Origin of the sequence: Thalassospira sp. MBR-102 (assembly GCF_040549275.1) — a bacterium.
Lineage (GTDB): Bacteria > Pseudomonadota > Alphaproteobacteria > Rhodospirillales > Thalassospiraceae > Thalassospira > Thalassospira xiamenensis.
The window spans coordinates 303,276-326,690 of the sequence record NZ_JBEPTC010000002.1 but is presented as its reverse complement, the minus strand read 5'-3'; the positions used below and the strand labels follow the sequence as shown (position 1 = coordinate 326,690).

At 55.8% G+C, this 23,415-nt stretch carries 24 protein-coding genes; 20 read left to right on the top strand and 4 right to left on the bottom strand.

What is annotated here, in order from left to right:
• Window positions 1-87 precede the first annotated feature (87 nt).
• Window positions 88-1,356 (top strand): urate hydroxylase PuuD, encoded by a 1,269-nt coding sequence (locus tag ABIE64_RS04840; RefSeq protein WP_354376788.1) that lies wholly within the window; start codon window positions 88-90, stop codon window positions 1,354-1,356.
• Window positions 1,357-1,452: 96 nt separating this feature from the next.
• Here the strand turns inward: ABIE64_RS04840 and ABIE64_RS04835 are convergent, their stop codons facing one another.
• Window positions 1,453-2,436, bottom strand: a complete 984-nt coding sequence (locus tag ABIE64_RS04835) for an MBL fold metallo-hydrolase (RefSeq protein WP_354376787.1) — start codon at window positions 2,434-2,436, stop codon at window positions 1,453-1,455.
• 104 nt (window positions 2,437-2,540) lie between these two features.
• Between ABIE64_RS04835 and ABIE64_RS04830 the strand changes: the two genes are divergently transcribed.
• The 15 genes from ABIE64_RS04830 to ABIE64_RS04760 all read left to right on the top strand — a co-directional run bounded on the left by ABIE64_RS04830 (window position 2,541) and on the right by ABIE64_RS04760 (window position 16,806).
• Window positions 2,541-3,485: a LysR family transcriptional regulator gene (locus ABIE64_RS04830; protein WP_063092576.1), complete on the top strand. Its 945-nt coding sequence runs from the start codon at window positions 2,541-2,543 to the stop codon at window positions 3,483-3,485.
• Between the two features lie 355 nt (window positions 3,486-3,840).
• A complete protein-coding gene (gene urtA, locus ABIE64_RS04825; RefSeq protein WP_063092701.1) occupies window positions 3,841-5,115 on the top strand; it encodes an urea ABC transporter substrate-binding protein in 1,275 nt (424 codons plus the stop codon).
• 116 nt (window positions 5,116-5,231) lie between these two features.
• Window positions 5,232-6,926, top strand: a complete 1,695-nt coding sequence (urtB, locus tag ABIE64_RS04820) for an urea ABC transporter permease subunit UrtB (protein WP_354376786.1) — start codon at window positions 5,232-5,234, stop codon at window positions 6,924-6,926.
• A gap of 3 nt (window positions 6,927-6,929) precedes the next feature.
• Window positions 6,930-8,117, top strand: a complete 1,188-nt coding sequence (gene urtC / locus ABIE64_RS04815; protein ID WP_354376785.1) for an urea ABC transporter permease subunit UrtC — start codon at window positions 6,930-6,932, stop codon at window positions 8,115-8,117.
• Window positions 8,114-8,905: an urea ABC transporter ATP-binding protein UrtD gene (urtD, locus tag ABIE64_RS04810; protein WP_354376784.1), complete on the top strand. Its 792-nt coding sequence runs from the start codon at window positions 8,114-8,116 to the stop codon at window positions 8,903-8,905. The genes urtC and urtD overlap by 4 nt, the downstream gene beginning before the upstream one ends.
• A 2-nt stretch (window positions 8,906-8,907) precedes the next feature.
• Complete coding sequence (gene urtE, locus ABIE64_RS04805) at window positions 8,908-9,603, top strand: urea ABC transporter ATP-binding subunit UrtE (protein ID WP_007088861.1); 696 nt, start codon at window positions 8,908-8,910, stop codon at window positions 9,601-9,603.
• 222 nt (window positions 9,604-9,825) lie between these two features.
• The gene (locus tag ABIE64_RS04800; protein WP_354376783.1) at window positions 9,826-10,692 is read left to right on the top strand and encodes an urease accessory protein UreD; all 867 of its coding nucleotides are present in this window, start codon (window positions 9,826-9,828) and stop codon (window positions 10,690-10,692) included.
• A gap of 9 nt (window positions 10,693-10,701) precedes the next feature.
• Complete coding sequence (locus ABIE64_RS04795; protein WP_007088863.1) at window positions 10,702-11,004, top strand: urease subunit gamma; 303 nt, start codon at window positions 10,702-10,704, stop codon at window positions 11,002-11,004.
• Between the two features lie 16 nt (window positions 11,005-11,020).
• Window positions 11,021-11,332: an urease subunit beta gene (locus tag ABIE64_RS04790; protein WP_007088864.1), complete on the top strand. Its 312-nt coding sequence runs from the start codon at window positions 11,021-11,023 to the stop codon at window positions 11,330-11,332.
• 2 nt (window positions 11,333-11,334) lie between these two features.
• On the top strand, window positions 11,335-13,044 hold the full coding sequence (gene ureC, locus ABIE64_RS04785) for an urease subunit alpha (protein WP_354376782.1): 1,710 nt from the start codon (window positions 11,335-11,337) through the stop codon (window positions 13,042-13,044).
• 11 nt (window positions 13,045-13,055) lie between these two features.
• Entirely contained in the window at window positions 13,056-13,640 is a 585-nt protein-coding gene (locus ABIE64_RS04780; RefSeq protein WP_354376781.1) for an urease accessory protein UreE, read from the top strand.
• The gene (locus tag ABIE64_RS04775) at window positions 13,630-14,355 is read left to right on the top strand and encodes an urease accessory protein UreF (RefSeq protein WP_354376780.1); all 726 of its coding nucleotides are present in this window, start codon (window positions 13,630-13,632) and stop codon (window positions 14,353-14,355) included. The genes ABIE64_RS04780 and ABIE64_RS04775 overlap by 11 nt, the downstream gene beginning before the upstream one ends.
• A complete protein-coding gene (gene ureG / locus ABIE64_RS04770) occupies window positions 14,352-14,972 on the top strand; it encodes an urease accessory protein UreG (RefSeq protein WP_354376779.1) in 621 nt (206 codons plus the stop codon). The genes ABIE64_RS04775 and ureG overlap by 4 nt, the downstream gene beginning before the upstream one ends.
• A gap of 1,029 nt (window positions 14,973-16,001) precedes the next feature.
• Window positions 16,002-16,448 carry an SRPBCC family protein gene (locus ABIE64_RS04765; RefSeq protein ID WP_354376778.1) on the top strand — a complete coding sequence of 149 codons (447 nt, stop codon included), beginning with the start codon at window positions 16,002-16,004 and terminating at the stop codon, window positions 16,446-16,448.
• Window positions 16,435-16,806 (top strand): ArsR/SmtB family transcription factor, encoded by a 372-nt coding sequence (locus ABIE64_RS04760; RefSeq protein ID WP_354376777.1) that lies wholly within the window; start codon window positions 16,435-16,437, stop codon window positions 16,804-16,806. The genes ABIE64_RS04765 and ABIE64_RS04760 overlap by 14 nt, the downstream gene beginning before the upstream one ends.
• On the opposite strand, the gene ABIE64_RS04755 is transcribed toward ABIE64_RS04760, so the two are convergent.
• Entirely contained in the window at window positions 16,798-18,081 is a 1,284-nt protein-coding gene (locus ABIE64_RS04755) for an ImmA/IrrE family metallo-endopeptidase (protein ID WP_354376776.1), read from the bottom strand. The genes ABIE64_RS04760 and ABIE64_RS04755 overlap by 9 nt on opposite strands.
• 273 nt (window positions 18,082-18,354) lie before the next feature.
• On the opposite strand from ABIE64_RS04755, the gene ABIE64_RS04750 reads away from it, so the two are divergent.
• The 3 genes from ABIE64_RS04750 to ABIE64_RS04740 all read left to right on the top strand — a co-directional run bounded on the left by ABIE64_RS04750 (window position 18,355) and on the right by ABIE64_RS04740 (window position 20,251).
• On the top strand, window positions 18,355-18,903 hold the full coding sequence (locus ABIE64_RS04750) for a biotin transporter BioY (RefSeq protein WP_354376775.1): 549 nt from the start codon (window positions 18,355-18,357) through the stop codon (window positions 18,901-18,903).
• Between the two features lie 74 nt (window positions 18,904-18,977).
• A complete protein-coding gene (locus ABIE64_RS04745; protein ID WP_354376774.1) occupies window positions 18,978-19,652 on the top strand; it encodes an energy-coupling factor ABC transporter ATP-binding protein in 675 nt (224 codons plus the stop codon).
• Window positions 19,649-20,251, top strand: a complete 603-nt coding sequence (locus ABIE64_RS04740) for an energy-coupling factor transporter transmembrane component T family protein (RefSeq protein WP_354376773.1) — start codon at window positions 19,649-19,651, stop codon at window positions 20,249-20,251. The genes ABIE64_RS04745 and ABIE64_RS04740 overlap by 4 nt, the downstream gene beginning before the upstream one ends.
• Before the next feature lie 84 nt (window positions 20,252-20,335).
• Here ABIE64_RS04740 and fghA read toward each other — a convergent pair whose 3' ends face one another.
• Both fghA and ABIE64_RS04730 read right to left on the bottom strand, forming a co-directional pair.
• Window positions 20,336-21,193 carry an S-formylglutathione hydrolase gene (fghA, locus tag ABIE64_RS04735; protein ID WP_354376772.1) on the bottom strand — a complete coding sequence of 286 codons (858 nt, stop codon included), beginning with the start codon at window positions 21,191-21,193 and terminating at the stop codon, window positions 20,336-20,338.
• 73 nt (window positions 21,194-21,266) lie between these two features.
• Window positions 21,267-22,376, bottom strand: coding sequence for an S-(hydroxymethyl)glutathione dehydrogenase/class III alcohol dehydrogenase (locus tag ABIE64_RS04730; protein WP_181849953.1), 1,110 nt, complete (start codon window positions 22,374-22,376; stop codon window positions 21,267-21,269).
• A 116-nt stretch (window positions 22,377-22,492) separates the two neighbouring features.
• On the opposite strand from ABIE64_RS04730, the gene ABIE64_RS04725 reads away from it, so the two are divergent.
• On the top strand, window positions 22,493-23,368 hold the full coding sequence (locus ABIE64_RS04725; protein ID WP_354376771.1) for a LysR substrate-binding domain-containing protein: 876 nt from the start codon (window positions 22,493-22,495) through the stop codon (window positions 23,366-23,368).
• Window positions 23,369-23,415 lie beyond the last annotated feature (47 nt).

The following is a 23,415-nucleotide window of genomic DNA, read 5'->3' as shown; positions in this document are numbered from 1 at the left end:
CGATTATGCACCTGCCCTTAATAATAGAGCACCCGGATACGCTATGTTAGGACTCTGATTGGAATAATTCCGGATCAGTGCGGTCGCATGATGCGTATAACCGGCAAGGGGACAGCGGGGCGGTATGAACGACGCCCGGCAAGACGGAGGTTTCAACGGGTGGATATTCTGTTTCAGGACTGGATCAATCTGATCCTGCGCTGGGCGCATTTGATTACCGGTATCGCGTGGATCGGTTCATCCTTTTACTTCGTCTGGCTGGATCTGAGCCTGCGTAAGCGTCCGGGCATAGATGAAGGCGTTTATGGCGAAGCCTGGATGGTCCATGGCGGCGGGTTTTACCATGTTAATAAATGGATGGTTGCGCCGAAATCCATGCCGCCCGAACTGCACTGGTTCAAGTATGAGGCCTATTTCACCTGGCTGACCGGTTTTGCGCTTCTGGTGACAATGTATTACTGGAGTGCCGAAAGCTATCTGATTGATCCGAATGTCATGCCGCTTGGCAAATGGGATGCCATCCTGATCGGGCTTGCCAGCCTGTTTGCCGGTTGGGTGATTTACGATCTGATGTGCAAAAGTCCGATTGGCCAAAGCACCGGAAAACTCGCGATTGGCGTGTTCATTCTGGCGATGGTTGCGGCCTATGGCTTTACCCATGTGTTTAGTGGTCGTGGGGCGTTCATCCATGTTGGTGCGATGCTGGGCACGATCATGGCTGCCAACGTGTTTCGCATCATTATCCCTAACCAGAAAAAGGTCGTCGCCAGCCTGATGGCGGGCGAGAAACCCGATCCGGCCCTGGGATTGCAGGCCAAGCAACGGTCCACGCATAACAACTATCTGACCCTGCCGGTTTTGTTGATGATGATCAGCAACCATTATTCGATGCTGTTTTCCCATGATCAGTCGTGGCTGATTGTCGGTCTGATCCTGATCATTGGTGGGTTGGTGCGTCATTTCTTTAACACGCGTAATGCCGGGGGCAGCGGCAAGGCGATTGCATGGCAACTGCCATCGGCTGCGGTGGGCATGGCGATCCTAGCGATGTTTGCGTCCTATGATCCCGATGCCGCCAAGCTGGCCGATCAGGAAATCATCACTGCCGATCATGCGCTGGCGATTGTTCAGACCCGCTGCACGGCCTGTCATTCTGCCAGCCCGACCGATGAAGGTTTTGACGAAGCCCCGATGGGGGTGATGTTTGACGACATCGCACAGGTCAAAGCCAATGCGCAGCGCGTTCTAGCGCAGGCCGTCATCGGGCGTGCCATGCCGCTTGGCAATATGACCGAAATGACGGACGAGGAACGGGGGCAACTGGGGCAGTGGATCCGTGCCGGGATGCCGGAATAGCCGGTTCTGTTGATGACGGAAATCAAGGGCGGCCTGCGTGATGCAGGTCGCCCTTTTTTCGCCTGGCGTCTTAAGCGCGGGTCGGGGGAAGTCGGATCAGACGTCAGCGCGATAGTTCATGGGCACCCAGTCATACATCGTGCTGTCTTCGATGACATGACCAATGCCCGGGAAGGCGATATGGCACCCGGCAACCAGATATTTTTCTGATACGGCTTCGGCAAAGGCGGCTTCACGGGTGATGATCGCCTGATCTGGATCAACATCAAAGGCAATCGAGACGCCCGGTTCGTCAAACTGAATGACATCACCATGGGTGATGTCGCCCCAATAAACAAACTTCTCGCCTTTGCTTTCAAACCAAAGTGCACTGTGGCCCGGTGTATGACCCGGACGATGTGTTGAATTGATCAGGCCCGGAACGGGTGATGCATTGGCCTCGTAAGTCGAAAGTGTGCCGCTTTCGCTATAAAGCTTTGTCGATAGGACGGCCTGATCAAAATATTGCTTTGCACTTTCCGGTGCCTTGTTCCGATTTTCTGTACTCAGCCAGTATTCGGCATCGAGTTTCGGTACATGCACTGTGGCGTTGGGGAAGACTTTCTTGCCGTTAAACGTCAGTCCGCCGGTATGATCTGTATGAATGTGGGTGATCACCACATCGTCGATCTGATCGGGGTGATAGCCCGATGCGATGATATTGTCCGGCAATTTACCAAGTTCCGGTCCCAACAGGTCGCTGGTCCCAGCATCAAGCAAAACAAGACGGTCACCAAAATTCAGAAGATAGGCATTAACCGATGTCGATGTCGGAGTTCCCTGAAATGCATTGGCAAGGGCCGTGCGTGCGTGTTCGGGGCTGGTATTGAGATACAGATCGGCAAGTGGAAACTGCCCGGTGCCATCCGAAAGTGCGGTAACTTCGACGTTGCCCACCATCAGGCGGTAATAGCCCGGCGCCTGTGTGCCAACCAATGGTGCCTTGGCCGCGGCGCGCAATGGAATAAAAACGGTGCTGGCCGTCGCCCCGATGGCAGCGGCAGCAAGCGAACCTTTAAGCATGTCTCTGCGTGACAGCATCAGAATATTCTCCCTCAATCAAATGCCGGGATTTAACCGGCAGCTTGTAACGCGATAGAGAAAGGCTATATTCCAATCAGTCAGTAATCAAATCGATGCGGATCATGGATACTATTGATCATTTCAATTTAAGGTCATTTGACCTCAACCTCATGATTGCGTTTGACGCAATGATGCAAGAGCTGAGCGTCACGAAATCTGCCGAAAAATTGCGGATTGGTCAGTCCGCAATGAGCCACAATTTGTCAACGCTTCGGATATTGCTGCAGGATGATCTTTTTGTCCGTGTCGGACAGAAAATGCAGCCAACCGCAAAGGCGCGCGCCCTTGCCGGGCCGGTTCGGGCGGCATTGACGCAGGCGCAAAGTGCGCTTCAGGCGACGGACAGTTTTGATCCGGACACGGCAGACCGCATATTTCGCATCGGTATCACCGGTGAAATGGAAATGGTCCTGTTGCCAGCATTGGTGCACCATTTGCAATCAACCGCACCTGGTGTGCGTCTGGTAAGTCGTTCGATTACGGTTGAAACGGTCGATTTGATGCTGAATGCCGGGGAAATCGATCTGGCAATCGGATGCAAGGAGTCCCGTCAGATCGGCGAAGTGCTGTTTGAGTCCAGCGTGGCCTGTTGCTTTAACCCCGATATCTGCAAGCTGACGCCGCCATTATCGCGCGAGACATATCTGGGTGCGCGTCATGCCGTTCTGTCTCAGACCGGAAATGTCGAAGGCTGCGTTGGGGATGCATTACGTGCGATTGGCATCGATCTTGATGTTGTTCTGGCCGCACCAGATTTCATGCCGTTGCTTGCCGCTGCCCGGAATGCGCCGATTGTTGCGACTGTGCCGCGCAGGATTGCGGTGCAATATGCGCCGTTATTCGGGCTGGTGTTCTGTGAAATGCCTATTCCGCTGAACTTCCCGCCGGTGACCATGAACTGGCCGATCTGGGCGGACAAGGATGTCGGGCTGGTCTGGTTGCGCAATCAGATCAGATCGGTGATCGGTGACATTTCAACGGATCTGCCTGCCATCGCGGCGCAATGATTGTTCCGCATTGTCATATATAAACAACCCCGCCGGCGAACCGGCGGGGCGGGATGCTTCGGCCTATGGGCATTGTGGTGCAATAACCGCAGAAAGGCGAAACTTCCGCCCCTCAGATAAGGGGGAAGAAGCCCAAGGTCAACGTGATTAAAAAATAATCAAATTTTAATTAATGATCGAAAAGTGATCATTGAAATCGCGTGTGGCGCAAATATTTTCCATTTTCTGCCTGTTAAATAGTTGGATATTGCGTTGAGTCGCCGCGATTTCTGGCGGTGCAGCATATTATTCGGAATCTGGCACGATTTTAGCAAGCAACACTGCGGTGCAATAAACTCGCAGTGGAGGCAATAGAATGAATAAGAAGCTTCAGGCGCTTATGGGCGCTGGGGCCTTGGCTTGGTCTGCAATGACCATGTCAAATGCCCAGGCCGCTGACACGATTAAAGTCGGCGTTCTGCACTCTCTCTCTGGGACGATGGCGATTTCGGAAACCACGCTGAAGGACACGGTCCTGATGCTGGTGGATGATCTGAATAAAAATGGCGGCCTGTTGGGGAAACAGGTTGAGGCAGTAGTTGTCGATCCGGCGTCGGATTGGCCGCTTTTTGCCGAAAAAGCACGTGAATTGATTGAAAAAGACAAGGTCGATGTCGTGTTCGGCTGCTGGACCTCGGTCTCGCGCAAGTCGGTTCTGCCGGTCTTTGAGGAACTGAACAGCATGCTGTTCTATCCGGTTCAGTATGAGGGCGAGGAAAGCTCTCGCAACGTGTTCTATACCGGTGCCGCGCCGAACCAGCAGGCAATCCCGGCTGTTGACTACCTGATGAGCGAAGATGGCGGCGGTGCCGAGCGTATCGTTCTTCTGGGGACGGACTATGTCTATCCGCGCACGACCAACAAAATCCTGCGTTCCTACCTGAATGGCAAGGGTATCTCCGATGAAGACATCATGGAGAACTACACCCCGTTCGGTCATTCCGACTGGCAGTCGATTGTTGCCGATGTGAAGGCATTCGCATCCACTGGCAAGAAAACCGCCGTGGTTTCGACCATTAACGGTGATGCCAACGTGCCGTTCTACAAGGAACTCGCCAACCAGGGCATCAAAGCCGAGGACATTCCGGTTGTTGCCTTCTCGGTCGGGGAAGAAGAACTGGCCGGTATCGATACCGCGCCGCTGGTCGGTCATCTGGCGGCCTGGAACTATTTCCAGTCGGTTGAAGCCGATGCCAACACGGCCTTCATCGAAAAATGGCATGCCTTTATCGGTGACGAAAAACGCGTAACCAACGATCCGATGGAAGCAACCTATATCGGTTTCAACATGTGGAAACAGGCTGTTGAGCAGGCTGGCACCACCGATGTTGATGCCGTCCGCCAGGCCATGTATGGCCAGGAAGTTGCGAACCTGACCGGTGGTACGGCTGTCATGAACACCAACCACCACCTGTCCAAGCCGGTTCTGATCGGCGAAGTGCAGGATGATGGCCAGTTTGACATCGTTTGGGAAACCGAAGGCACCGTCGTTGGCGATGCATGGTCGGACTTCCTGCCCGAAAGCGCAAAGCTGACCGCCGACTGGACCTATCCGTGGGTCTGCGGCAACTGTGAAAAACCGATGTACTGATCGGGATTGGACAGGCTGGCTGTTGATGCAGCCAGCCTGTTTTTCGTTGTCCTGATCATCGGGCAACCATTCTTTTTGCGATTTTCTGACATCCGATTTTCAAAGGCTTGGTGACCATGCGCACTGTCATGACCGCTGTCCTGTGCCGTTTCCGTTCTTGCGCGAATAATTCCCTGCCTGTCCTGTTTGCCGTTGCCGCAATTTTTGCGGTTTTGGTGCTGGCATCACCGCAGCCAGCACAGGCATTTAGCGACGAAGAACTGCGCAATGTAACGGAACAGCTGAACGATAAAAGTTCGACCAAAAAGCTGGAAGCAATCGAGGCCATGGCCGCCGATGGCGACCCCCGCGTCGCGCCGATCCTGAACGCAATGCTTGAAGGCAACCTGTTTGTGCGTGCCAGCGACGAACACGTCGTGATTGGCGAGAAAAAGGGCAAGGTCTGGAACCATATCGATGTCGTCAGCGGCGAGGTTGTGGGTGAAAGCGGTTCCAAGGAGCTCGACAAGATCAAGATCAACAACCGTCTGCGCGGTGCGCTGCGCGATGCGTTGGCGGCCCTTAACCTGTTTAGTCAGGATATCGGTATCCGTACCGCTGCCGTCGAGCAGGTAATGGATGCCCGCGATCCGTCGATGTTACCATTGCTGATCCGCGCGATCGAACGTGAAGAAGATGCGACACTTTTGGCGCGGATGGAACTTGCGCGGGCAACCATGGCGCTGGCGGCTGGTGAAACCACCGAGGAACGCCTGACCGCCATCGAAGTGCTGGCCAGCGAAACCACACCGCAAATCCGTGCGGTATTGTCGCAATTCGTTGCTGGTGCCGAAGCCGAAAGTTACCAGCCCGAAGTCGTTGCCGCCGCCAAAGATGCGCTTGCCGATGTCGAGGGGCGGCTTTCGATGTGGCAGACGTTAGGTGATGTCTATCGCGGCATCAGCCTTGGCTCTGTCCTGTTGCTTGCCGCGGTTGGTCTTGCCATCACCTTTGGTGTGATGGGCGTGATCAATATGGCGCACGGCGAAATGATCATGATCGGTGCCTATACCACCTTTGTTGTGCAGCAGATTTTTTCATCTGTCATTCCGTCGGGTTCGCCCTGGTCGTTGGCGATTGCGGTGCCTGCGGCATTTGTTGTCGCGGGATTGGTTGGCATTGTGATCGAACGCTGCGTGATCCGCTTCCTGTATGGGCGTCCGCTTGAAACGCTTCTGGCGACATGGGGGGTGAGCCTTGTTTTGCAGCAGGCAATCAGAAGCATCTTTGGCGCAACCAACCAGCAGGTTACCGCACCCGATTTCATGAGTGGCGCGCTTGAGCTGTCAAACGGTCTGGTCCTGACCTACAATCGGCTTTGGATCATTCTGTTCAGTCTGATTGTGGTCGGCGGGATCGCGATTGTGCTGCGCTATACCGCCTTTGGCCTGCAAATGCGTGCCGTGACCCAGAACCGCCGCATGGCGGGATCGGTCGGCATCCGCACCGGTTATGTCGATGCCCTGACATTCGGGCTTGGTTCGGGGATTGCCGGGATAGCCGGTGTCGCGCTTAGCCAGATTTCAAACGTCAGTCCGAACCTTGGCCAGACCTACATCATCGACAGTTTCATGGTCGTGGTGTTTGGCGGGGTCGGCAACCTTTGGGGCACGGTCCTTGGTGCGTTCAGCCTTGGCATTGTGAACAAGTTCCTTGAACCGGTGGCCGGTGCGGTGCTGGCGAAAATCTTTGTTCTGATTGCGCTGATCCTGTTTATCCAGAAACGACCAAAGGGCCTGTTTGCCCTTAAGGGTCGCGCGGTGGAGGCCTGATATATGACCGACTATCGCCAGAAATACCAAATGACGCCGGTGATCGGCTGGCTGTTGCGTGATCGTGGCGGCATGATCCTGCTTGCGATCCTGATTGTCGCATCGATCCTGATACCGGTCGGCAACCTGATCGTGCCCGAAGGATCGGCCTTTCATGTTCCGACATGGATGATGAGCCTGCTTGGCAAGTACCTTTGCTATGCGTTGCTGGCGCTTTCGGTTGATCTGATCTGGGGGTTCTGCGGGATTCTAAGCCTTGGTCACGGGGCGTTCTTTGCGCTTGGCGGCTATGCCATGGGCATGTATCTGATGCGCCAGATCGGGGATCGCGGGGTTTATGGCAACCCGGAACTGCCGGATTTCATGGTGTTCCTGAACTGGACCGAACTGCCGTGGTACTGGTACGGCTTTGACATGTTCTGGTTCGCCATTGTGATGGCAATGTTCGTGCCAGGGCTTCTGGCCTTTGTGTTTGGTTTCCTTGCCTTCCGGTCGCGGGTGACGGGGGTGTATCTTTCGATCATCACACAGGCGATGACCTATGCGCTGTTGCTGGCATTCTTCCGCAATGATATGGGATTTGGCGGCAATAACGGCCTGACCGATTTTAAGGATCTGCTTGGTTTCTCGTTGCAGGCCGATGGAACGCGGGCGACCCTGTTCATTGTATCCTGTGTGATGCTTGGCATCTGTTACGTCGTTGCGCGCTGCATTACCAATTCGCGTCTGGGCAAGGTTTTGATCGCGATCCGCGATGCCGAGGCGCGCGTGCGGTTTACCGGTTACCGGGTCGAATATTACAAACTGTTCGTCTTTACCGTGTCGGCCGTGATGGCCGGTATTGCCGGATCGCTTTATGTGCCGCAGGTCGGCATCATCAATCCGGGTGAATTTGCCCCGGCCCTGTCGATTGAAATCGTTATCTGGGTGGCGGTTGGCGGGCGCGGCACGCTGTATGGTGCGGTGCTGGGGGCGTTCATCGTGAACTATGCCAAGACCTTCTTTACCGGCGTGATGCCTGATTTCTGGCTGTTCTTCCTTGGCGGGCTGTTCATCGCCGTGACCCTGTTCCTGCCAAAGGGTGTGATCGGTGCGGTGCCGGCATTTGGATCGCCCGACCGGCAATCGGTGTTTAGCACCTTGCGCAAGCGTTTCCTGAACGGGCGCGCAAACGAAGGAGGCAAGGCATGAGCGAGGCAGCCGAAATCAGGATCGAGCAGGCCGAACGTAAGGCCGCCCAAGCCAATACCATCCTTTATGTCGATGGTGTTTCCGTTACCTTCGACGGGTTCCGTGCGCTTAACAGTCTGTCCTTTTATGTCGAACCGGGCGAACTTCGCGCGATCATCGGCCCGAACGGGGCGGGCAAGACGACGATGATGGATATCATCACCGGTAAAACCCGGCCTGATACGGGTGATGTGATGTTTCGAAGCGAAGTCGATCTGACCAAGCTTGATGAGGCCGAGATCGCGAACCTTGGCATAGGGCGCAAGTTCCAGAAGCCGACCGTTTTTGAAAGCCATACGGTGTTTGACAATCTGCTGCTGGCCTGTTCGGGCGGGCGGGGGGTGTTTCAGGCGCTTTTCCATCGCTTGGGCAATGACGAAAAACGCCGCATCGAACAGACGCTTGAAACCATCATGCTGACCGACAAGCGGGGCGAGACGGCAGCCAACCTGTCGCACGGGCAAAAACAGTGGCTTGAGATTGGCATGTTGCTAATGCAGGAGCCGGAATTGCTTCTGGTGGATGAACCGGTTGCTGGGATGACGGATTCCGAAACCGAACAGACCGCGAAATTGCTGCGATCCATTGCAACGGACCGGTCGGTTGTGGTTGTCGAACATGACATGGAATTTGTCCGCGACCTTGATTGCAAGGTGACGGTCCTGCACGAAGGATCGGTTCTGGCCGAAGGCCGCCTTGACCATGTTCAGAAAGACCCGCGGGTCATTGAAGTATATTTGGGGCGCTGATCATGCTGGAAGTTGCCAATATCGATCTGTTCTATGGGGCGTCGCATGCGCTTCGCAAGGTGTCGCTTAGTGCCGAAACCGGCAAGGTCACGGCGGTTTTGGGTCGTAACGGTGTCGGTAAAACATCGCTGATGCGCGCCGTTGTCGGACAGCATCCGATTGCCGATGGCAACATCACCTGGGAAGGCAAAAACATATCGCGTGATCCGGCCTGGAAACGATCCGCCTCGGGGATCGCGATTGTGCCCCAGGGGCGCGAGATTTTTCCGCTTCTGACCGTGAAGGAAAACCTTGAAACCGGGTTTGCCGCCCTTCCGCGCGCCCTTCGTCATATCCCCGACGAGATTTTTGAACTGTTCCCGGTCCTGCGCGACATGCTGGGCCGTCGTGGCGGCGATCTTTCGGGCGGGCAGCAGCAGCAGCTTGCCATTGGGCGGGCATTGGTGACACGCCCGCGGCTTCTTGTGCTGGACGAACCGACGGAAGGCATTCAGCCATCGATCATCAAGGATATCCAGCGCGTGATCAAACAGCTGGCGGATCGAGGCGATATGGCGATCCTTCTGGTCGAACAGTATTTCGATTTCGCCCATGAACTGGCCGACGAGATTGTCGTGCTCGAACGTGGCGAGGTGGTGCTGGCGGGGGCAAAGGATACTTTGGACCGCGAAAAGGTCCGGTCCCATCTGACTGTTTGATCAGCATTTGCCAAAATTTTGCGCATGGGGAAATTGGACACGGCCCTGCAAGTGGCGCGATTGCGGGCGGCGCGGTTTGGCCCGTATCTTGCTGTGCTTGCCGATGGGCCAACCGGTCTGACCATGGGTTAACCGGTTGTGCGACTGAAATATTCAGGTGGCTTTGTGCAGCTTCGCAAATTCGAAAACCCGGTTCGCAGCGATTTGAAGGCGGAACCGCAAATGTCAGATGCTTCCAACCCGATCGTCACCGATGGCCGGGCCGAGGTTGCGTTCAAGCCGGGCGCGCCGGGTGCGGGGTTTGCGACCCTTGATCATCTTTATTACCGCGACCCGATGAAAATCCTGTTCCCGCGGCCGGTTGCCGGGGATCTGGTGACTGCCGTTCTGGTGACGACGTCGGGTGGCATGGTGGGGGGCGATCATCTGGCATTTGAAGGCCGGGTCAAGGCAGGGGCATCTGCGCTATTTACCGCCCAGGCCGCCGAAAAGATTTACCGTTCCGCCGGACCTGATTGCGTGATGTCGGTTGATCTGGTGGCTGAAGATAGCGGCTGGCTGGAATGGTTGCCCCATGAAACCATCCTGTTTGATCAGGCGCGTCTGCGCCGCAAGACGACGGTTTCCGTTGTCGGTTCCGGGCAGGTGATGGCCGGGGAAATCATGGTGTTTGGCCGCCTTGCCCGCGGTGAGGTTTTCACGACCGGGCTGGCACGTGATGCATGGGATGTGTCGATTGACGGGCGGCCGGTCTGGCGCGATGCGCTGCATCTGGAAGGTGATGTTTTGCGCATGTTGGATCATCCCGCATCGTTTGATGGTGCGCGGGCGGCGGCGACCGCCATTCTGGTCGGGCAGGGTGCCGAAGATAAGCTTGATATTGCCCGCGATTGTCTTGTGCGCGCATCCGAGGGTTTGACGGAAACGGATGTGCTGTGCGCGGCAACCGCGATGAAGGGGATTCTGATCACGCGTTTCATGGCGCGCGATCCGATGAAATTGCGCCGGGTTTACGGCGCGTGGTGGAAACAGTTCCGCCATCAAACACGGGGACTTCCGGCGCGCCTGCCGCGTCTTTGGGAAATTTAGGAGAACGGCATGAATCTGACGCCACGCGAAAAGGACAAATTGCTGGTTTCAATGGCCGCCATGGTGGCGCGACGCCGCCTTGAACGCGGTGTGAAACTGAACCATCCCGAAGCCATCGCCCTGATCACGGATTTTGTGGTCGAAGGGGCGCGCGATGGCAAGTCGGTTGCCGATCTGATGCGCGACGGGGCGACCGTGATCACGCGCGATCAGGTGATGGATGGCATTGCCGAAATGATCCACGAAATTCAGGTCGAAGCGACATTTCCCGACGGGACGAAGCTTGTGACCGTTCACGAACCGATCCGCTAGGCAAAGGAAACAGGCCATGATTCCAGGTGAAATCATTACCAAAGAAGGCAGCCTGATCCTTAATCAGGATCGCGAAACCAAAACACTGACCGTCGCCAATACCGGGGATCGCCCGGTGCAGGTCGGATCGCATTATCATTTTTATGAAACCAATCCGGGCCTTGATTTTGATCGCGAAGCGGCACGTGGTTTCCGTCTTGATATCCCGGCTGGCACCGCCGTGCGGTTCGAGCCGGGCCAGACGCGGGAGGTCAATCTGGTGAAATATGCCGGGTCGGGTGTGGTCTATGGCTTTAATGCCAAAATCAACGGCAAGCTGGGAGCGTAAAAATGGCTTATGAAATTGATCGCGCATCCTATGCCGCCATGTTTGGCCCGACCGTTGGCGACAAGGTCCGATTGGCCGATACTGAGCTTCTGATCGAGGTCGAACAGGATTTCACGATCCTTGGCGAAGAAGTCAAATTCGGCGGTGGCAAGGTCATCCGCGACGGCATGGGCCAGTCGCAGGCATCGCGTGCCGAGGGATCGGTCGATACCGTGATCACCAACGCGCTGATCCTTGATTATACCGGCATCATCAAGGCCGATATCGGCATTCGCGATGGCCGCATTGCCGGGATCGGCAAGGCCGGGAACCCCGATGTGCAGCCCGGTGTCGATATCATCATCGGTCCGGGGACCGAGGTGATTGCCGGTGAAGGCAATATCATCACCGCAGGCGGGATTGACGCCCATATCCACTGGATTTGTCCGCAACAGGTCGAAGATGCGCTTTATTCCGGCGTAACCACGATGCTGGGCGGCGGGACCGGCCCGGCGGCGGGCACGAACGCCACCACCTGTACGCCCGGCCCGTGGCACATTGCCCGCATGTTGCAGGCGGCTGACGGATTGCCGATGAATATCGGTTTCTTTGGCAAGGGCAACGCGACCCTTCCGGGATCCTTGATCGAACAGGTCAAAGCCGGTGTTTGCGGGCTTAAACTGCATGAGGACTGGGGCACGACCCCGGCGTCGATTGATACCTGCCTGTCGGTGGCCGATGACCTTGACGTGCAGGTGATGATCCACACCGACACACTGAACGAAAGTGGCTTTGTCGAACATACCCGCGCGTCCTTCAAGGGTCGCACTATTCATACCTTCCATACCGAAGGGGCCGGTGGCGGCCATGCGCCCGATATCATCAAGCTGTGCGGCGAGGCCAACGTTCTGCCAAGTTCGACCAACCCGACGCGTCCCTTTACGGTGAATACCATCGACGAGCATCTTGATATGCTGATGGTGTGCCATCACCTTGATCCGAAAATCCCCGAAGACGTCGCCTTTGCCGAAAGCCGCATCCGCCGCGAAACCATTGCGGCCGAGGATATCCTGCATGACCTTGGCGCGTTTTCGATCATTTCATCGGACAGTCAGGCCATGGGCCGCGTGGGCGAAGTCATTTCGCGCACCTGGCAGACGGCGGACAAGATGAAAAAGCAGCGCGGCAGCCTGTCGGAAGACTGGCCGGGGAATGATAATTTCCGTGCCAAGCGTTATGTCGCGAAATACACGATCAACCCGGCGATTGCGCAGGGGATTGCATCCCATGTCGGATCAATCGAGGTCGGCAAGATCGCCGATATCGTGGTCTGGAAACCGATGTTCTTTGGCGTCAAACCCGATATGATCATCAAGGCCGGCATGATCATCGGGGCGGCGATGGGGGATCCGAATGCCTCGATCCCGACACCGCAGCCGGTTCATTATCGCCCGATGTTTGGCGCCTATGGTTCGGCATTGTCGAAATCGAGCTTCTCGTTCGTATCCCAGGCCGGGATTGATGCCGGGATTGCCGCCGAGTTTGGTCTGGCAAAGCAGCTTCTGGCGGTTTCGAACACGCGCAATATCGGCAAAAAGGACATGAAACTGAACGATGCCCTGCCGAAAATGGAAGTCGATCCGGAAACCTATCAGGTCCGTGCCGATGGCGAACTTCTGACCTGTCAGCCGGTTGACCGCGTGCCGATGGCACAGCGTTACTTCCTGTTCTAGGAGCCCGGATCATGCGTCGCGCCATTGAACATATTCCGGTCAGTCAGTCCGACACATCCGAAGTGCGCGGGACGGTAACACTTGCCTTTGCCGACCGGCACCGGCGGCGTATCCGGCTGATGGATGATGCCGGGGAGGCGTTCCTGCTTGATCTTCCGCATGCCGTGCGGTTGGGGGATGGGGATAAGTTGCGTCTGGTCGATGGCGGGGTGATCGTGGTGCGTGCGGCTGCCGAAGATGTCCTGACGATTACCTGTTCCGGCCCGATTGCGACGGCCAAAATGGCATGGCATATCGGCAACCGTCATACCCCGCTTCAGGTCCTGAAAGACGGGCGGCTTCGCATCATTGATGATCATGTCATGCGCGACATGGTGCAGGGGCTGGGCGGCGTTGTTTTCGCCGAAGTCGCCCCGTTTGATCCGCTGAATGGGGCCTATCACGGGCTAGGCGGTGGCGGCCACGGGCACAGCCACGGCAATGATCATTTCGAAGACCCGCATGATCACGGCCATGATCATAGCCATGCGCATTCTCACGGGCATTCCCATTCTCATGCGCACGCCCACGCAATCGGGGAGCCGCATGACCACTGAACTTGATCCCCGTTCCCCCGCCAACCTGACGCCGGGTGGCCTGATGCGGTTGATGACATGGCTTAGCCCGTCATTCCCGGTCGGTGCCTATACCTATTCCCATGGTGTCGAATACGCGGTCGAGGATCGCCGGGTCATCAGTGCCGAAAGCCTGACAACCTGGATTGAGGGGGTTCTGGAATTCGGTGCCGGGCGGATTGATGCGGTGCTGTTCTGTGCCGCATGGCGCGCGGCGCGTGCGGGGGATCTGGACGCGCTGTTTGATATCGGGGTGGATGCCGATTGCTGGCGCGGGACGGCTGAAATGGCGCTGGAGGCAACGGCGCAGGGGCGTGCCTTTGTCTCGACCGCCCAAAAGGTCTGGGGCGATGGTATCCTGACCCTCTGGGCCAAGCGAATGCGCGATGATGACCGTTTGCCATCCTATCCGGTTGCGGTGGGTATTGCCGCGGCCGAGGCGGATGTGCCGTTGCGTGATGCGCTGAGCGCGTTTTTGCACGCGATGGCGGCCAATCTGGTGTCGAGTGCCGTGCGTCTGGTGCCGTTGGGGCAGACCGATGGTGTGCGGACGCTTGCGTCCCTTGATCAGGCGGTGGCGGTGGCGACCGAAACCGCGATGAATACCGATCCGGTCAATCTGGGGGCGGCTGCCCCGATGGTTGACTGGACGTCGATGAAACACGAAACCCAATATACGAGGCTTTTCAGATCATGAGCTCCCCCCTTCGCATTGGTATCGGTGGCCCTGTTGGTTCGGGCAAAACCGCCCTTCTGGAACGGCTGTGCAAGGCCATGCGCGACGAGTTCAATATCGCCGCGATCACCAATGATATTTACACCCGCGAGGATGCCGAATTCATGACCCGGTCGGGTGCATTGGCAGCAGACCGCATTGCCGGTGTTGAAACGGGGGGCTGCCCGCATACCGCCATTCGCGAAGACGCATCGATCAACCTTGCCGCGGTCGAGGACATGACCGCCAAGCATCCGGGGCTTGAGGCGATCTTTATTGAATCGGGTGGTGATAACCTTTCGGCGACCTTTTCGCCGGAACTGGCCGATATCACCATCTATGTCATCGACGTTTCGGCGGGCGACAAAATCCCGCGTAAAGGGGGGCCTGGCATCACGCGGTCCGATCTGCTGGTGATCAACAAAACCGATCTGGCACCGCTTGTCGGTGCAGATCTGGGGGTGATGGACCGCGACGCCAGAAAAATGCGTGGCACCCGTCCGTTCCTGTTTACCAATCTCAAGGCGATGGATGGCCTTGAAGACGTCAAGAATTTCATCATCGAGACAGGGGGGCTCCGTCAATCCGCCGCGTCCTGATGGGGATCAGGACGCAATAATACCGGATGACGGGAGCACACGGGCCCGGCCTGAAAATGGCCGGGCCTGAACATTTGGCCGGAAGGTTAAGCAAGGGCGATAGTCTGCGGGCAGACTGCATATAAAACTTTTTTCAAAAAAGTTCTTGATTTGTTCTTTTAATTATGGCATAAGAGAAAAGTCAACGGGACAAAACCGCCCAGACCGAAACCCGCGAGGCCTTGAGCCTCGCGGGTTTTTGCGTTTGGGGCCGGATGAAAGAGGTAATCAGGATGCAGCGGCAAAGATTGAGGCAGGGTGGCGGGGCGATCCGCAGGGTATTGACCGGCGGATGGCGAAGCCGTTACGGCGGCATTCTGCCTAAGGGCTAAGGCAGAGGACTAAGGGGCTAACCCGGTCATTTGTCATGACGGGAGAGGTGCGTCTTGTTGGAGAGGGAGCGTTAGATTTGCCGGGAGCGGCAGCGATGGCAGCAGCGGGCAGCGGTGATCTGTGACCCGTCGATGGTGGACCATTGGGGGCCATACGCCCGAAGTGTGTCCGGGCTCCATCGGTTGCGGTAAAACCACGATTGCCGAAAGTGACCGGAGCGAGGGGTGAGCCCGAAGGCCGTCCGTCGGTGAGGATGGTAGACGCCCGAGGTGTGTCTGGGCTCCATCGTTTGCCGGAAATGTCACCGTGGCCGAAAGTGACCGGAGCGGGTGGTGGGCCCGGAGATTGTCAGTTGGCGAGGATGGCAGACGCCTGAAATGTGTCCGGGCTTCATCGTTTGCCGGAAATGTCGCGATGGCCGGAGGGATGGGAGCGGGCGGTGAGCCCGAGAACCGTCAGTTGGCGAGGATGGCAGACGCCCGAGATTTGTCCGGGCTTCTTCGGTTGTCGGAAATGTTGACATGGCCGGGAGTGATCGGAGTGCACTGCGGGACCGAAGGCCGTCTGTGGGTGAGGATGGTAAATCAAATGCGCAACTTATTGGTTGCGTATTGGGATGTTGTATGTCAGATTAAATGCAACCAGGAGGTTGCTTGAATGACCAATAGCATTGAAAAGAAAATCGAGATCAACGCTCCGCGCCAGCGTGTCTGGAGGGCCTTGACGGATCACAGGCAATTCGGAACATGGTTTGGTGTGAATATCAAAGATGCCTTTGTCGTCGGGCAGGTCTCAAATGGCCAGATCACGATTGAAGGTTTCACGCATGTGAAATGGCAATCGACCATCAAGGCGATGGAGGAACCAGCCTATTTTGCCTATACGTGGCATCCCTATGCGATTGAGCCGGATGTGGATTACAGCAAGGAGCCGGAAACGCTTGTCGAATTCTGGCTTGAAGAAAAAGCGGGTGTGACGCGGGTGACCGTGCGTGAAACCGGCTTTGACAAACTGCCTGCACATCGTCTTTCGGCTGCCTTGCAGGCCAACACAAATGGCTGGGCGTTCCAGTTGGAAAATATCAGGAAATATGTCGAAAACTGAAAATCACATGCCGGGATCTGTTGGTGATCCGGGTTTTGCCGAAATCTTTGCCGCTTTGGGCGATCCGACCCGACTGGCGATTTTTGATCGGCTGTCGGACGGTCAGGCACGGTCAATCGCATCGCTTTCCAATGATGCTGACATGACCCGGCAGGCGGTGACGAAACATTTGCGCGTGCTTGAGATGGCGGGGCTGGTCGAAAGTCACCGGATCGGGCGTGAAAGCCGATATGCTTTTTGCCCGGATCGGTTGGCCCTTGCGCGGGCGTGGCTTGACCATGTTGCAGGGCGCTGGGATTCTGCCCTGATGCGGCTTAAATCCTTTGCCGAAGAAGATGAAGATAATGATTTACCTTAACCAGTTGCGGGTGAAGGCAGAAACAAAGTTTGAGTGTTTACCCCTTTCATCAATGATCAGCCCTAAGCCTTTGAGCCGGATCTGAACAGCTGTAGTTGACACGTCAAAGAATTCTGAAACACCGGAAATTATTTTAAAGAAGTCAGCTTGATTACCGGGTTGATCATCTACGAAGATGTTGCAATCACCCTTGTAGCGGAAATCAAACTCTTTCTTTAAGTGTTTGATTTTTAATAGTAATGTTGTCTTTGGTAGCAGGAGGTGTGACGCAAAGAGGTTGGCTTGATACTCCATTCTGTCAATCGAGCTTCCCATGCTATCCGGATCGGAAATCATAAGGTCTTGTTTTATCGTGGTTTCTGAGCGTAGGAATGCGCCGTGCTGCAACTGGAAATGGCCTATTTCGTGGGCCAGTGTAAACCTCTGCCGTCGAGGGTTCCCACTATCATATATCGAAATGACATTGTTGGCGAAGTCAGCCTTACCTAGAATTTCGTAACCATCTGCGTTTGGTACGCTCCCGCTTTCATTGATCTGAGTTAATCCTAAGTGTTGGCAGGCCATGTCAAGATCGACCGGACCATCGAAGTAGCTTATGGATTTAAGTAGCTTGTTCGCAAACGCTTCGATTTCGTCTTTGCTCAAGTAAGTGATTTGAGCGCAAGTGTCGGCTTCTTCTGCTTGGTTTTCGAAAGGTATCCCAACTAAGGTGCTCAGGAATTCGGTTGGGTTGTCGAAATATCTCCCCATGAAGGTGGCAGCGAATTTGAGTTTCTTCGTTTGTTTATTTTTTTCGAACAAAGAACTTTTCGCAAATTTGCTGTTGAGGTTATCCCGCAACCGCCTTTCCGCAATGAACTGCAAACCATTCTCATCGAATTTGACGATACCAATTTTTCTACTTCTCGCTAATTTCTCTGTTCCACGTTGTAAAGCAGAGGAGACAACTATGAATCCTTTCGTATTGTGTCTTCCGATGCGAGTGAGCTTGTCTGAGAAGTCTGTGATTGCTGTCTCTGGAACGTTGCCGCTATAGTTCTTGCACTCCAGTACTATAATTTCTTGCGGATCAAGTCCCGGCTTGCGTCGGACTTCAATAGAAACATCAAATTCAACTTCGTTTTCGCGCTCTTTACAGTAGTATTTTGGCTTCCAGCAGACTGTGCATAGCTTTGGTGATTGAGTGTCGAGCAGTAGTTGACCTCTGTTTTGCTGCTCAATCAAAAAATCAAAGATAGCCTTTTCCAGTGCATTCCCGATCTGAACAGTGTCCAAACCTGCTCACTCCCTAGTCAAAATCTAGATAAGTTGGGTGGAATCAAAGATATATTATCATGGATTTTTCCGTCTTCACCATGTCTCGCTATTTGGTTGATTTTCCTCACGCGAACGACAGTGTTGTGGAGCGGATCTAAGTAGCTAAGTTTGTTCGAAGTTTCCCGTTAGGCAGTCCATTTGGGTCAAAGCCAAGCGTCATTTTGCTTGGCGGTCTGCGGTTTTGCGGCTATCCCTTCGCCGGGGAGAACGGGAAGGAAGGATCGTCAAATCATGAACACCAAAGATATCGTTTATATCGCGTTGTTTGCGGCGGTGACCGCCGTGCTTGGGTTGTTTCCGCCCATCACCCTGCCGATTACCGGGGTGCCGGTGACCGCGCAATCGTTGGGGCCGATGCTGGCCGGGGCGATTTTGGGGGCGCGTCGTGGCGGGCTTTCGATCCTGCTGTTTGTTGTGCTGGTGGCGCTTGGCCTGCCGCTTCTGTCGGGGGGGCGCGGTGGTTTTGGCGTTCTTCTGGGGGCGACGGGCGGCTTTATCGTCGGCTGGGTGATTTCGGCCTTTGTGATCGGCCTGCTGATTGAAAAATTCTGGGACAGGCTGAATATCTTCAACGCGGCATTGTCGATTGCGGTTGGCGGGATTGTTGTCCTGTATGCGATTGGCAATCTTTGGGTCAGCATCGTTGTTGATGTCAGTTACTGGAAGGCGACCGTCGGGGCCGCGCCGTTCCTGATTGGCGATGTGATCAAGGTTGCGATTGCAACCGCGGCCTGCCTTGCGGTGCGCCGTGCCTATCCCTTGATTTCCAAGGCACGCTAGGTTTTGATGAGGCGCGGTCATCAGATCGCGCCTTTTGCCGTTATTCCTTGTCTGAAATTTTGCGCCGGGTGCTGATGATCACGCTTGAAAATGTCACCGTGGAATTTGATCAGCGTCGCGTGCTTGACGATATTTCACTGTCACTTTCCGAAAAGCGGATCGGGATTGTCGGGGCCAACGGATCGGGCAAAAGCACCTTTGTCCGGCTGCTGAACGGGCTTCAGGTGGCATCGTCGGGGATTGTGCGCGTCGATGACTTCGATGCTGCCAAGGACGGGCGCAAAGTGCGCCGCCATGTCGGCTTTGTTTTTCAGAACCCGGATAATCAGATCGTCTATCCGGTGGTCGAGGAAGACATCGCCTTTGGCCTGAAGGCGCTTAAACTGCCAAAGGACGAGATTGACCGTCGTATCGACGAAGTCCTTGCGCGATATGGCCTGTCGGAATTTCGCAACCATCCCAGCCATTTGTTAAGCGGGGGGCAGAAACAGCTTCTGGCGATTTCCGGGGTGCTGGTGATGGCGCCGCGTTACATCATCTTTGACGAGCCGACCACCTTGCTTGACCTGCGCAATCGCAACCGGGTCGAACGCGCGATTGCCGAACTGGATCAGACCGTGATTACGGTTTCCCATGACCTTGATCTGATTGCCGGTTATGACCGGGTGCTGGTGTTTGAAAATGGCCGGATCGCCTGTGACGATGTGCCGTCCATCGCCATTCCCCGCTATCGGGAGATGATGGCGTGATTGCCGGACTTTACATCGATGGTAATTCCGCCCTGCACCGGGCGGCAGCCGGGTTAAAGGTGCTTGCCCTTATCCTGCTGGGGACCGGTGTTTTTCTGATCCCTGACTGGCCGGTTCTGGCGGTGGTGCTGGTGACGGTTTTTGTCCTGTATCCGGTTTCGGGTTTTGGTCCCGGCATCCTTTGGGCGCAGATCAGGCCGATATTGTGGTTGCTGGTTCTGTTCTTTGCCGTGCAGCTTTGGCTCCATGACTGGCAGGCGGGGCTTGTGGTGATTTTCCGGCTAGCCGCGATTGTCAGTTTTGCCGGGCTTGTGACCCTGACGACCAAAACGTCCGACATGCTGGCCGCGCTGGAACGGGCGATGAGGCCGCTGGCGCGGTTTGGGGTTAATCCGGAAAAGGTCAGTCTGGCCTTTTCTATGGTGTTGCGATTTATCCCGGTGATTGCGCAAATCGGTCATGAAATCCGCGATGCGCAACGGGCGCGCGGGCTTGATAAATCGGTGCTGGCGCTTGTCGTGCCGCTGATCATCCGCACGCTTAAAACGGCGGACGATGTGGCCGATGCGATTGATGCGCGCAGCTTCGATCCAGATTGATCAAAAAAGACCCGGCACGCCTACAGGGACGAGGCGCGTGCCGGGTGAAAACCGCTTGGGTGCGGGTTCTTCGATGACTTGATTTCAGGCGATACCAAGATGCCATGCGTGGAAACGCAGATGGTCTTCGATAAAGCTCGCGATGAAGTAATAGCTGTGGTCGTAGCCTTCCTGCATGCGCAGGTTCAGCGGATAACCGGCGTGGCTTGCAGCGGCAAAAAGCGTATCGGGTTTAAGCTGCTCGGTCAGGAAGCCATCGGCATCGCCCTGATCGACAAGGGCAGGGGTTTGCATATCCCTGGCGGTGGCGGCCTTCATCAGTTCCGAGCTGTCCCACTGTTTCCAGACGGATTTGTCATCACCCAGATAATTGCCAAGCGCCTTCTGGCCCCACGGGCAATTGATCGGGTTTGAAATCGGGGAAAAGGCCGTTACCGATTTGAACATGCCCGGATTTTTAAGCGCGATCATCAGCGCGCCGTGCCCGCCCATCGAATGGCCGGAAATCACCGCATCATCGGAAATCGGGAAATGATCGCGGACAAGGGCCGGAAGCTCCACGGTCACGTAATCATACATGCGGTAATTGCGCGCCCAGGGTTCCTGCGTCGCGTTGACGTAAAAACCGGCCCCCTTGCCGAAGTCATAGGCTTCTTCTTCATCGTCGGGCACATGGTCGCCGCGCGGGCTGGTGTCGGGGGCGACGATGGCAATGCCAAGTTCGCTTGCGATGCGAAACGCGCCAGCCTTCTGCATGAAGTTTTCATCCGTGCAGGTCAGTCCCGATAGCCAGTACATCACCGGCACACGGTTGCCCTTGCCCGCCTGACGCGGCAGGAAGATGGCAAACCGCATATCGCAGCCCAGCACATCGGACCGATGGGTATATTGTTTGTGCCAGCCGCCGAATACCTTGTTACTGGATGAATTTTCGATGCCCATTTTATTCTCCCGTTCGCCCACCTTGCCGGAATTTTACCGGCATGGCGGGGTTTTCGTATGAAGCCAGATGGTCTTAGTAATGAATGACCGAACGGATGCTTTCGCCTTCATGCATCAGGTCGAAAGCTTCGTTGATGTCTTCAAGCTTCATGGTGTGGGTGATGAAATCGGACAGTTTGAATTCGCCCTTAAGGTAGCGTTCAACATAATCGGGCAGTTCCGACCGGCCCTTGACCCCGCCAAAGGCGGTGCCGCGCCAGACGCGCCCGGTGACAAGCTGGAACGGGCGGGTGGAGATTTCCTGACCGGCACCGGCAACACCGATAATCACCGACTCCCCCCAACCTTTGTGGCAGCATTCAAGGGCGGACCGCATCACATTGACATTGCCGATACATTCAAAGCTGTATTCAACGCCGCCATCGGTCATATCGACGATGACTTCCTGGATCGGTTTGTCGAATTTTTGCGGGTTGATGCAATCGGTCGCGCCAAGCTGTTTGGCGAGTTCGAATTTCTTTTCGTTGATATCAATGGCGATGATGCGGCTGGCACCGGCCATTTTGCAGCCGATGATGGCCGAAAGACCAATGCCGCCCAGACCGAAAATCGCAACACTGTCGCCCGGTTTGACCTTGGCGGCGTTGGTCGCGGCCCCCATGCCGGTCGTGACACCGCAACCCAGTAGGCAGACTTCTTCAAGCGGGGCGGATTTGTTGACCTTGGCAATCGAGATTTCCGGCAGAACCGTATATTCCGAGAAGGTCGAGCAGCCCATATAATGGTAAATCGGCTTGCCATTCTGCGAGAAGCGCGTGGTGCCATCAGGCATAAGTCCCTTGCCCTGGGTGGCGCGGATTTTCTGGCACAGGTTGGTTTTGCCCGATTTGCAGAATTTGCATTCGCCGCATTCCGGGGTGTAAAGCGGGATCACGTGATCGCCGACCGCAACGCTGGTGACACCTTCGCCGATTGATTCAACAATCCCGCCGCCTTCATGGCCAAGGATGGCGGGGAAAATGCCTTCGGGGTCTTCGCCCGACAGGGTAAAGGCATCGGTGTGGCAAACGCCGGTGGCAACGATGCGCACACGGACCTCGCCGGCCTTGGGCGGGGCGACCTGAACGTCTTCAATCGATAGCGGCTTGCCCGCTTCCCAGGCAATGGCGGCTTTGCAGGTAATGGTTTGGGCGCTCATGTCGCTCCTCCGGCTTGAATGATTTACTGCCAACAGTGTATTTATTTCCCCTGATCTGATAATCCGGTATTTCGGTAAATGACTTTTACGGTGGTGTAACAATGAATGCGTGGGACGGGATCAGCGAATTTGTCGCGGTGACGGAACGCAAAAGCTTTACGGCGGCCGCCAGGCAGCTTGGCATTTCCGTGGCCCAGGTCAGCCGCCAGATCACCGCGTTGGAAGAAAAGCTTGGCGTGCAGCTTTTTTACCGCACCACGCGCAAGGTCAGCGCGACCGAAGCCGGATTGGTTTACTACCAGCATTGCCGGCAATTGCTGGATGGCTTGCAGGATGCGGAACGCGCGATTGGCACCCTGACACAGGTGCCGCGTGGCAAGCTTAAACTGACCGCGCCGACAACCTACGGCGAAACCGTGATTGCGCCGCTGGTCAATGATTTCGTGGCGCGATATCCGGAACTTGAAGTCCTGTGCCGTTTTACCAACCAGAAACTTGATCTGGTGCTGGAAGGCTATGACATGGCGATCCGGCTTGGGCGGCTGGATGGCACGACCGGCAGTCTGATGAGCCAGCAGCTTTCAACCCGCCGCCTTCATGTCTGTGCATCGCCAGCCTATCTGTCCAAACGCGGCGAGCCGTATTCGCTTTCGGAACTAGCGCGCCATAACTGCCTTGTCGGGACGCTGGATTACTGGCGGTTTGAAGAAGACGGCCGGGAACGCACCATCCGCATTCACGGCTCGATCCACGCCAATAGCGGGCAGGCGCTTTTGGATGCCGCGCTAAAGGGCATCGGCATTGTCCAGTTGCCCGACTATTACGTCGATCCGTGGATTGCCAGCGGTGATCTGATCCCGGTCCTGTCCAAATTCCAGCCGACCGATGAAGGTATCTGGGCGCTTTACCCGACCAATCGGCACCTCAGCCCGAAAATCCGGATGCTGGTGGAGCATTTGGGGCGGTATTTGGGGTGATTTTTGTTACCGAACGGTTCCATTTATCCTGAAATCGAAGAAATGAT

Bases quoted from the DNA above. Each gene is read 5' to 3' on its own strand.
- ABIE64_RS04840 (WP_354376788.1), top strand. From the start codon at position 88: ATGATGCGTATAACCGGCAAGGGGACAGCGGGGCGGTATGAACGACGC.
- ABIE64_RS04835 (WP_354376787.1), bottom strand. From the start codon at position 2,436: ATGCTGTCACGCAGAGACATGCTTAAAGGTTCGCTTGCTGCCGCTGCC.
- ABIE64_RS04830 (WP_063092576.1), top strand. From the start codon at position 2,541: ATGGATACTATTGATCATTTCAATTTAAGGTCATTTGACCTCAACCTC.
- urtA (WP_063092701.1), top strand. From the start codon at position 3,841: ATGAATAAGAAGCTTCAGGCGCTTATGGGCGCTGGGGCCTTGGCTTGG.
- urtB (WP_354376786.1), top strand. From the start codon at position 5,232: ATGCGCACTGTCATGACCGCTGTCCTGTGCCGTTTCCGTTCTTGCGCG.
- urtC (WP_354376785.1), top strand. From the start codon at position 6,930: ATGACCGACTATCGCCAGAAATACCAAATGACGCCGGTGATCGGCTGG.
- urtD (WP_354376784.1), top strand. From the start codon at position 8,114: ATGAGCGAGGCAGCCGAAATCAGGATCGAGCAGGCCGAACGTAAGGCC.
- urtE (WP_007088861.1), top strand. From the start codon at position 8,908: ATGCTGGAAGTTGCCAATATCGATCTGTTCTATGGGGCGTCGCATGCG.
- ABIE64_RS04800 (WP_354376783.1), top strand. From the start codon at position 9,826: ATGTCAGATGCTTCCAACCCGATCGTCACCGATGGCCGGGCCGAGGTT.
- ABIE64_RS04795 (WP_007088863.1), top strand. From the start codon at position 10,702: ATGAATCTGACGCCACGCGAAAAGGACAAATTGCTGGTTTCAATGGCC.
- ABIE64_RS04790 (WP_007088864.1), top strand. From the start codon at position 11,021: ATGATTCCAGGTGAAATCATTACCAAAGAAGGCAGCCTGATCCTTAAT.
- ureC (WP_354376782.1), top strand. From the start codon at position 11,335: ATGGCTTATGAAATTGATCGCGCATCCTATGCCGCCATGTTTGGCCCG.
- ABIE64_RS04780 (WP_354376781.1), top strand. From the start codon at position 13,056: ATGCGTCGCGCCATTGAACATATTCCGGTCAGTCAGTCCGACACATCC.
- ABIE64_RS04775 (WP_354376780.1), top strand. From the start codon at position 13,630: ATGACCACTGAACTTGATCCCCGTTCCCCCGCCAACCTGACGCCGGGT.
- ureG (WP_354376779.1), top strand. From the start codon at position 14,352: ATGAGCTCCCCCCTTCGCATTGGTATCGGTGGCCCTGTTGGTTCGGGC.
- ABIE64_RS04765 (WP_354376778.1), top strand. From the start codon at position 16,002: ATGACCAATAGCATTGAAAAGAAAATCGAGATCAACGCTCCGCGCCAG.
- ABIE64_RS04760 (WP_354376777.1), top strand. From the start codon at position 16,435: ATGTCGAAAACTGAAAATCACATGCCGGGATCTGTTGGTGATCCGGGT.
- ABIE64_RS04750 (WP_354376775.1), top strand. From the start codon at position 18,355: ATGAACACCAAAGATATCGTTTATATCGCGTTGTTTGCGGCGGTGACC.
- ABIE64_RS04745 (WP_354376774.1), top strand. From the start codon at position 18,978: ATGATCACGCTTGAAAATGTCACCGTGGAATTTGATCAGCGTCGCGTG.
- fghA (WP_354376772.1), bottom strand. From the start codon at position 21,193: ATGGGCATCGAAAATTCATCCAGTAACAAGGTATTCGGCGGCTGGCAC.
- ABIE64_RS04725 (WP_354376771.1), top strand. From the start codon at position 22,493: ATGAATGCGTGGGACGGGATCAGCGAATTTGTCGCGGTGACGGAACGC.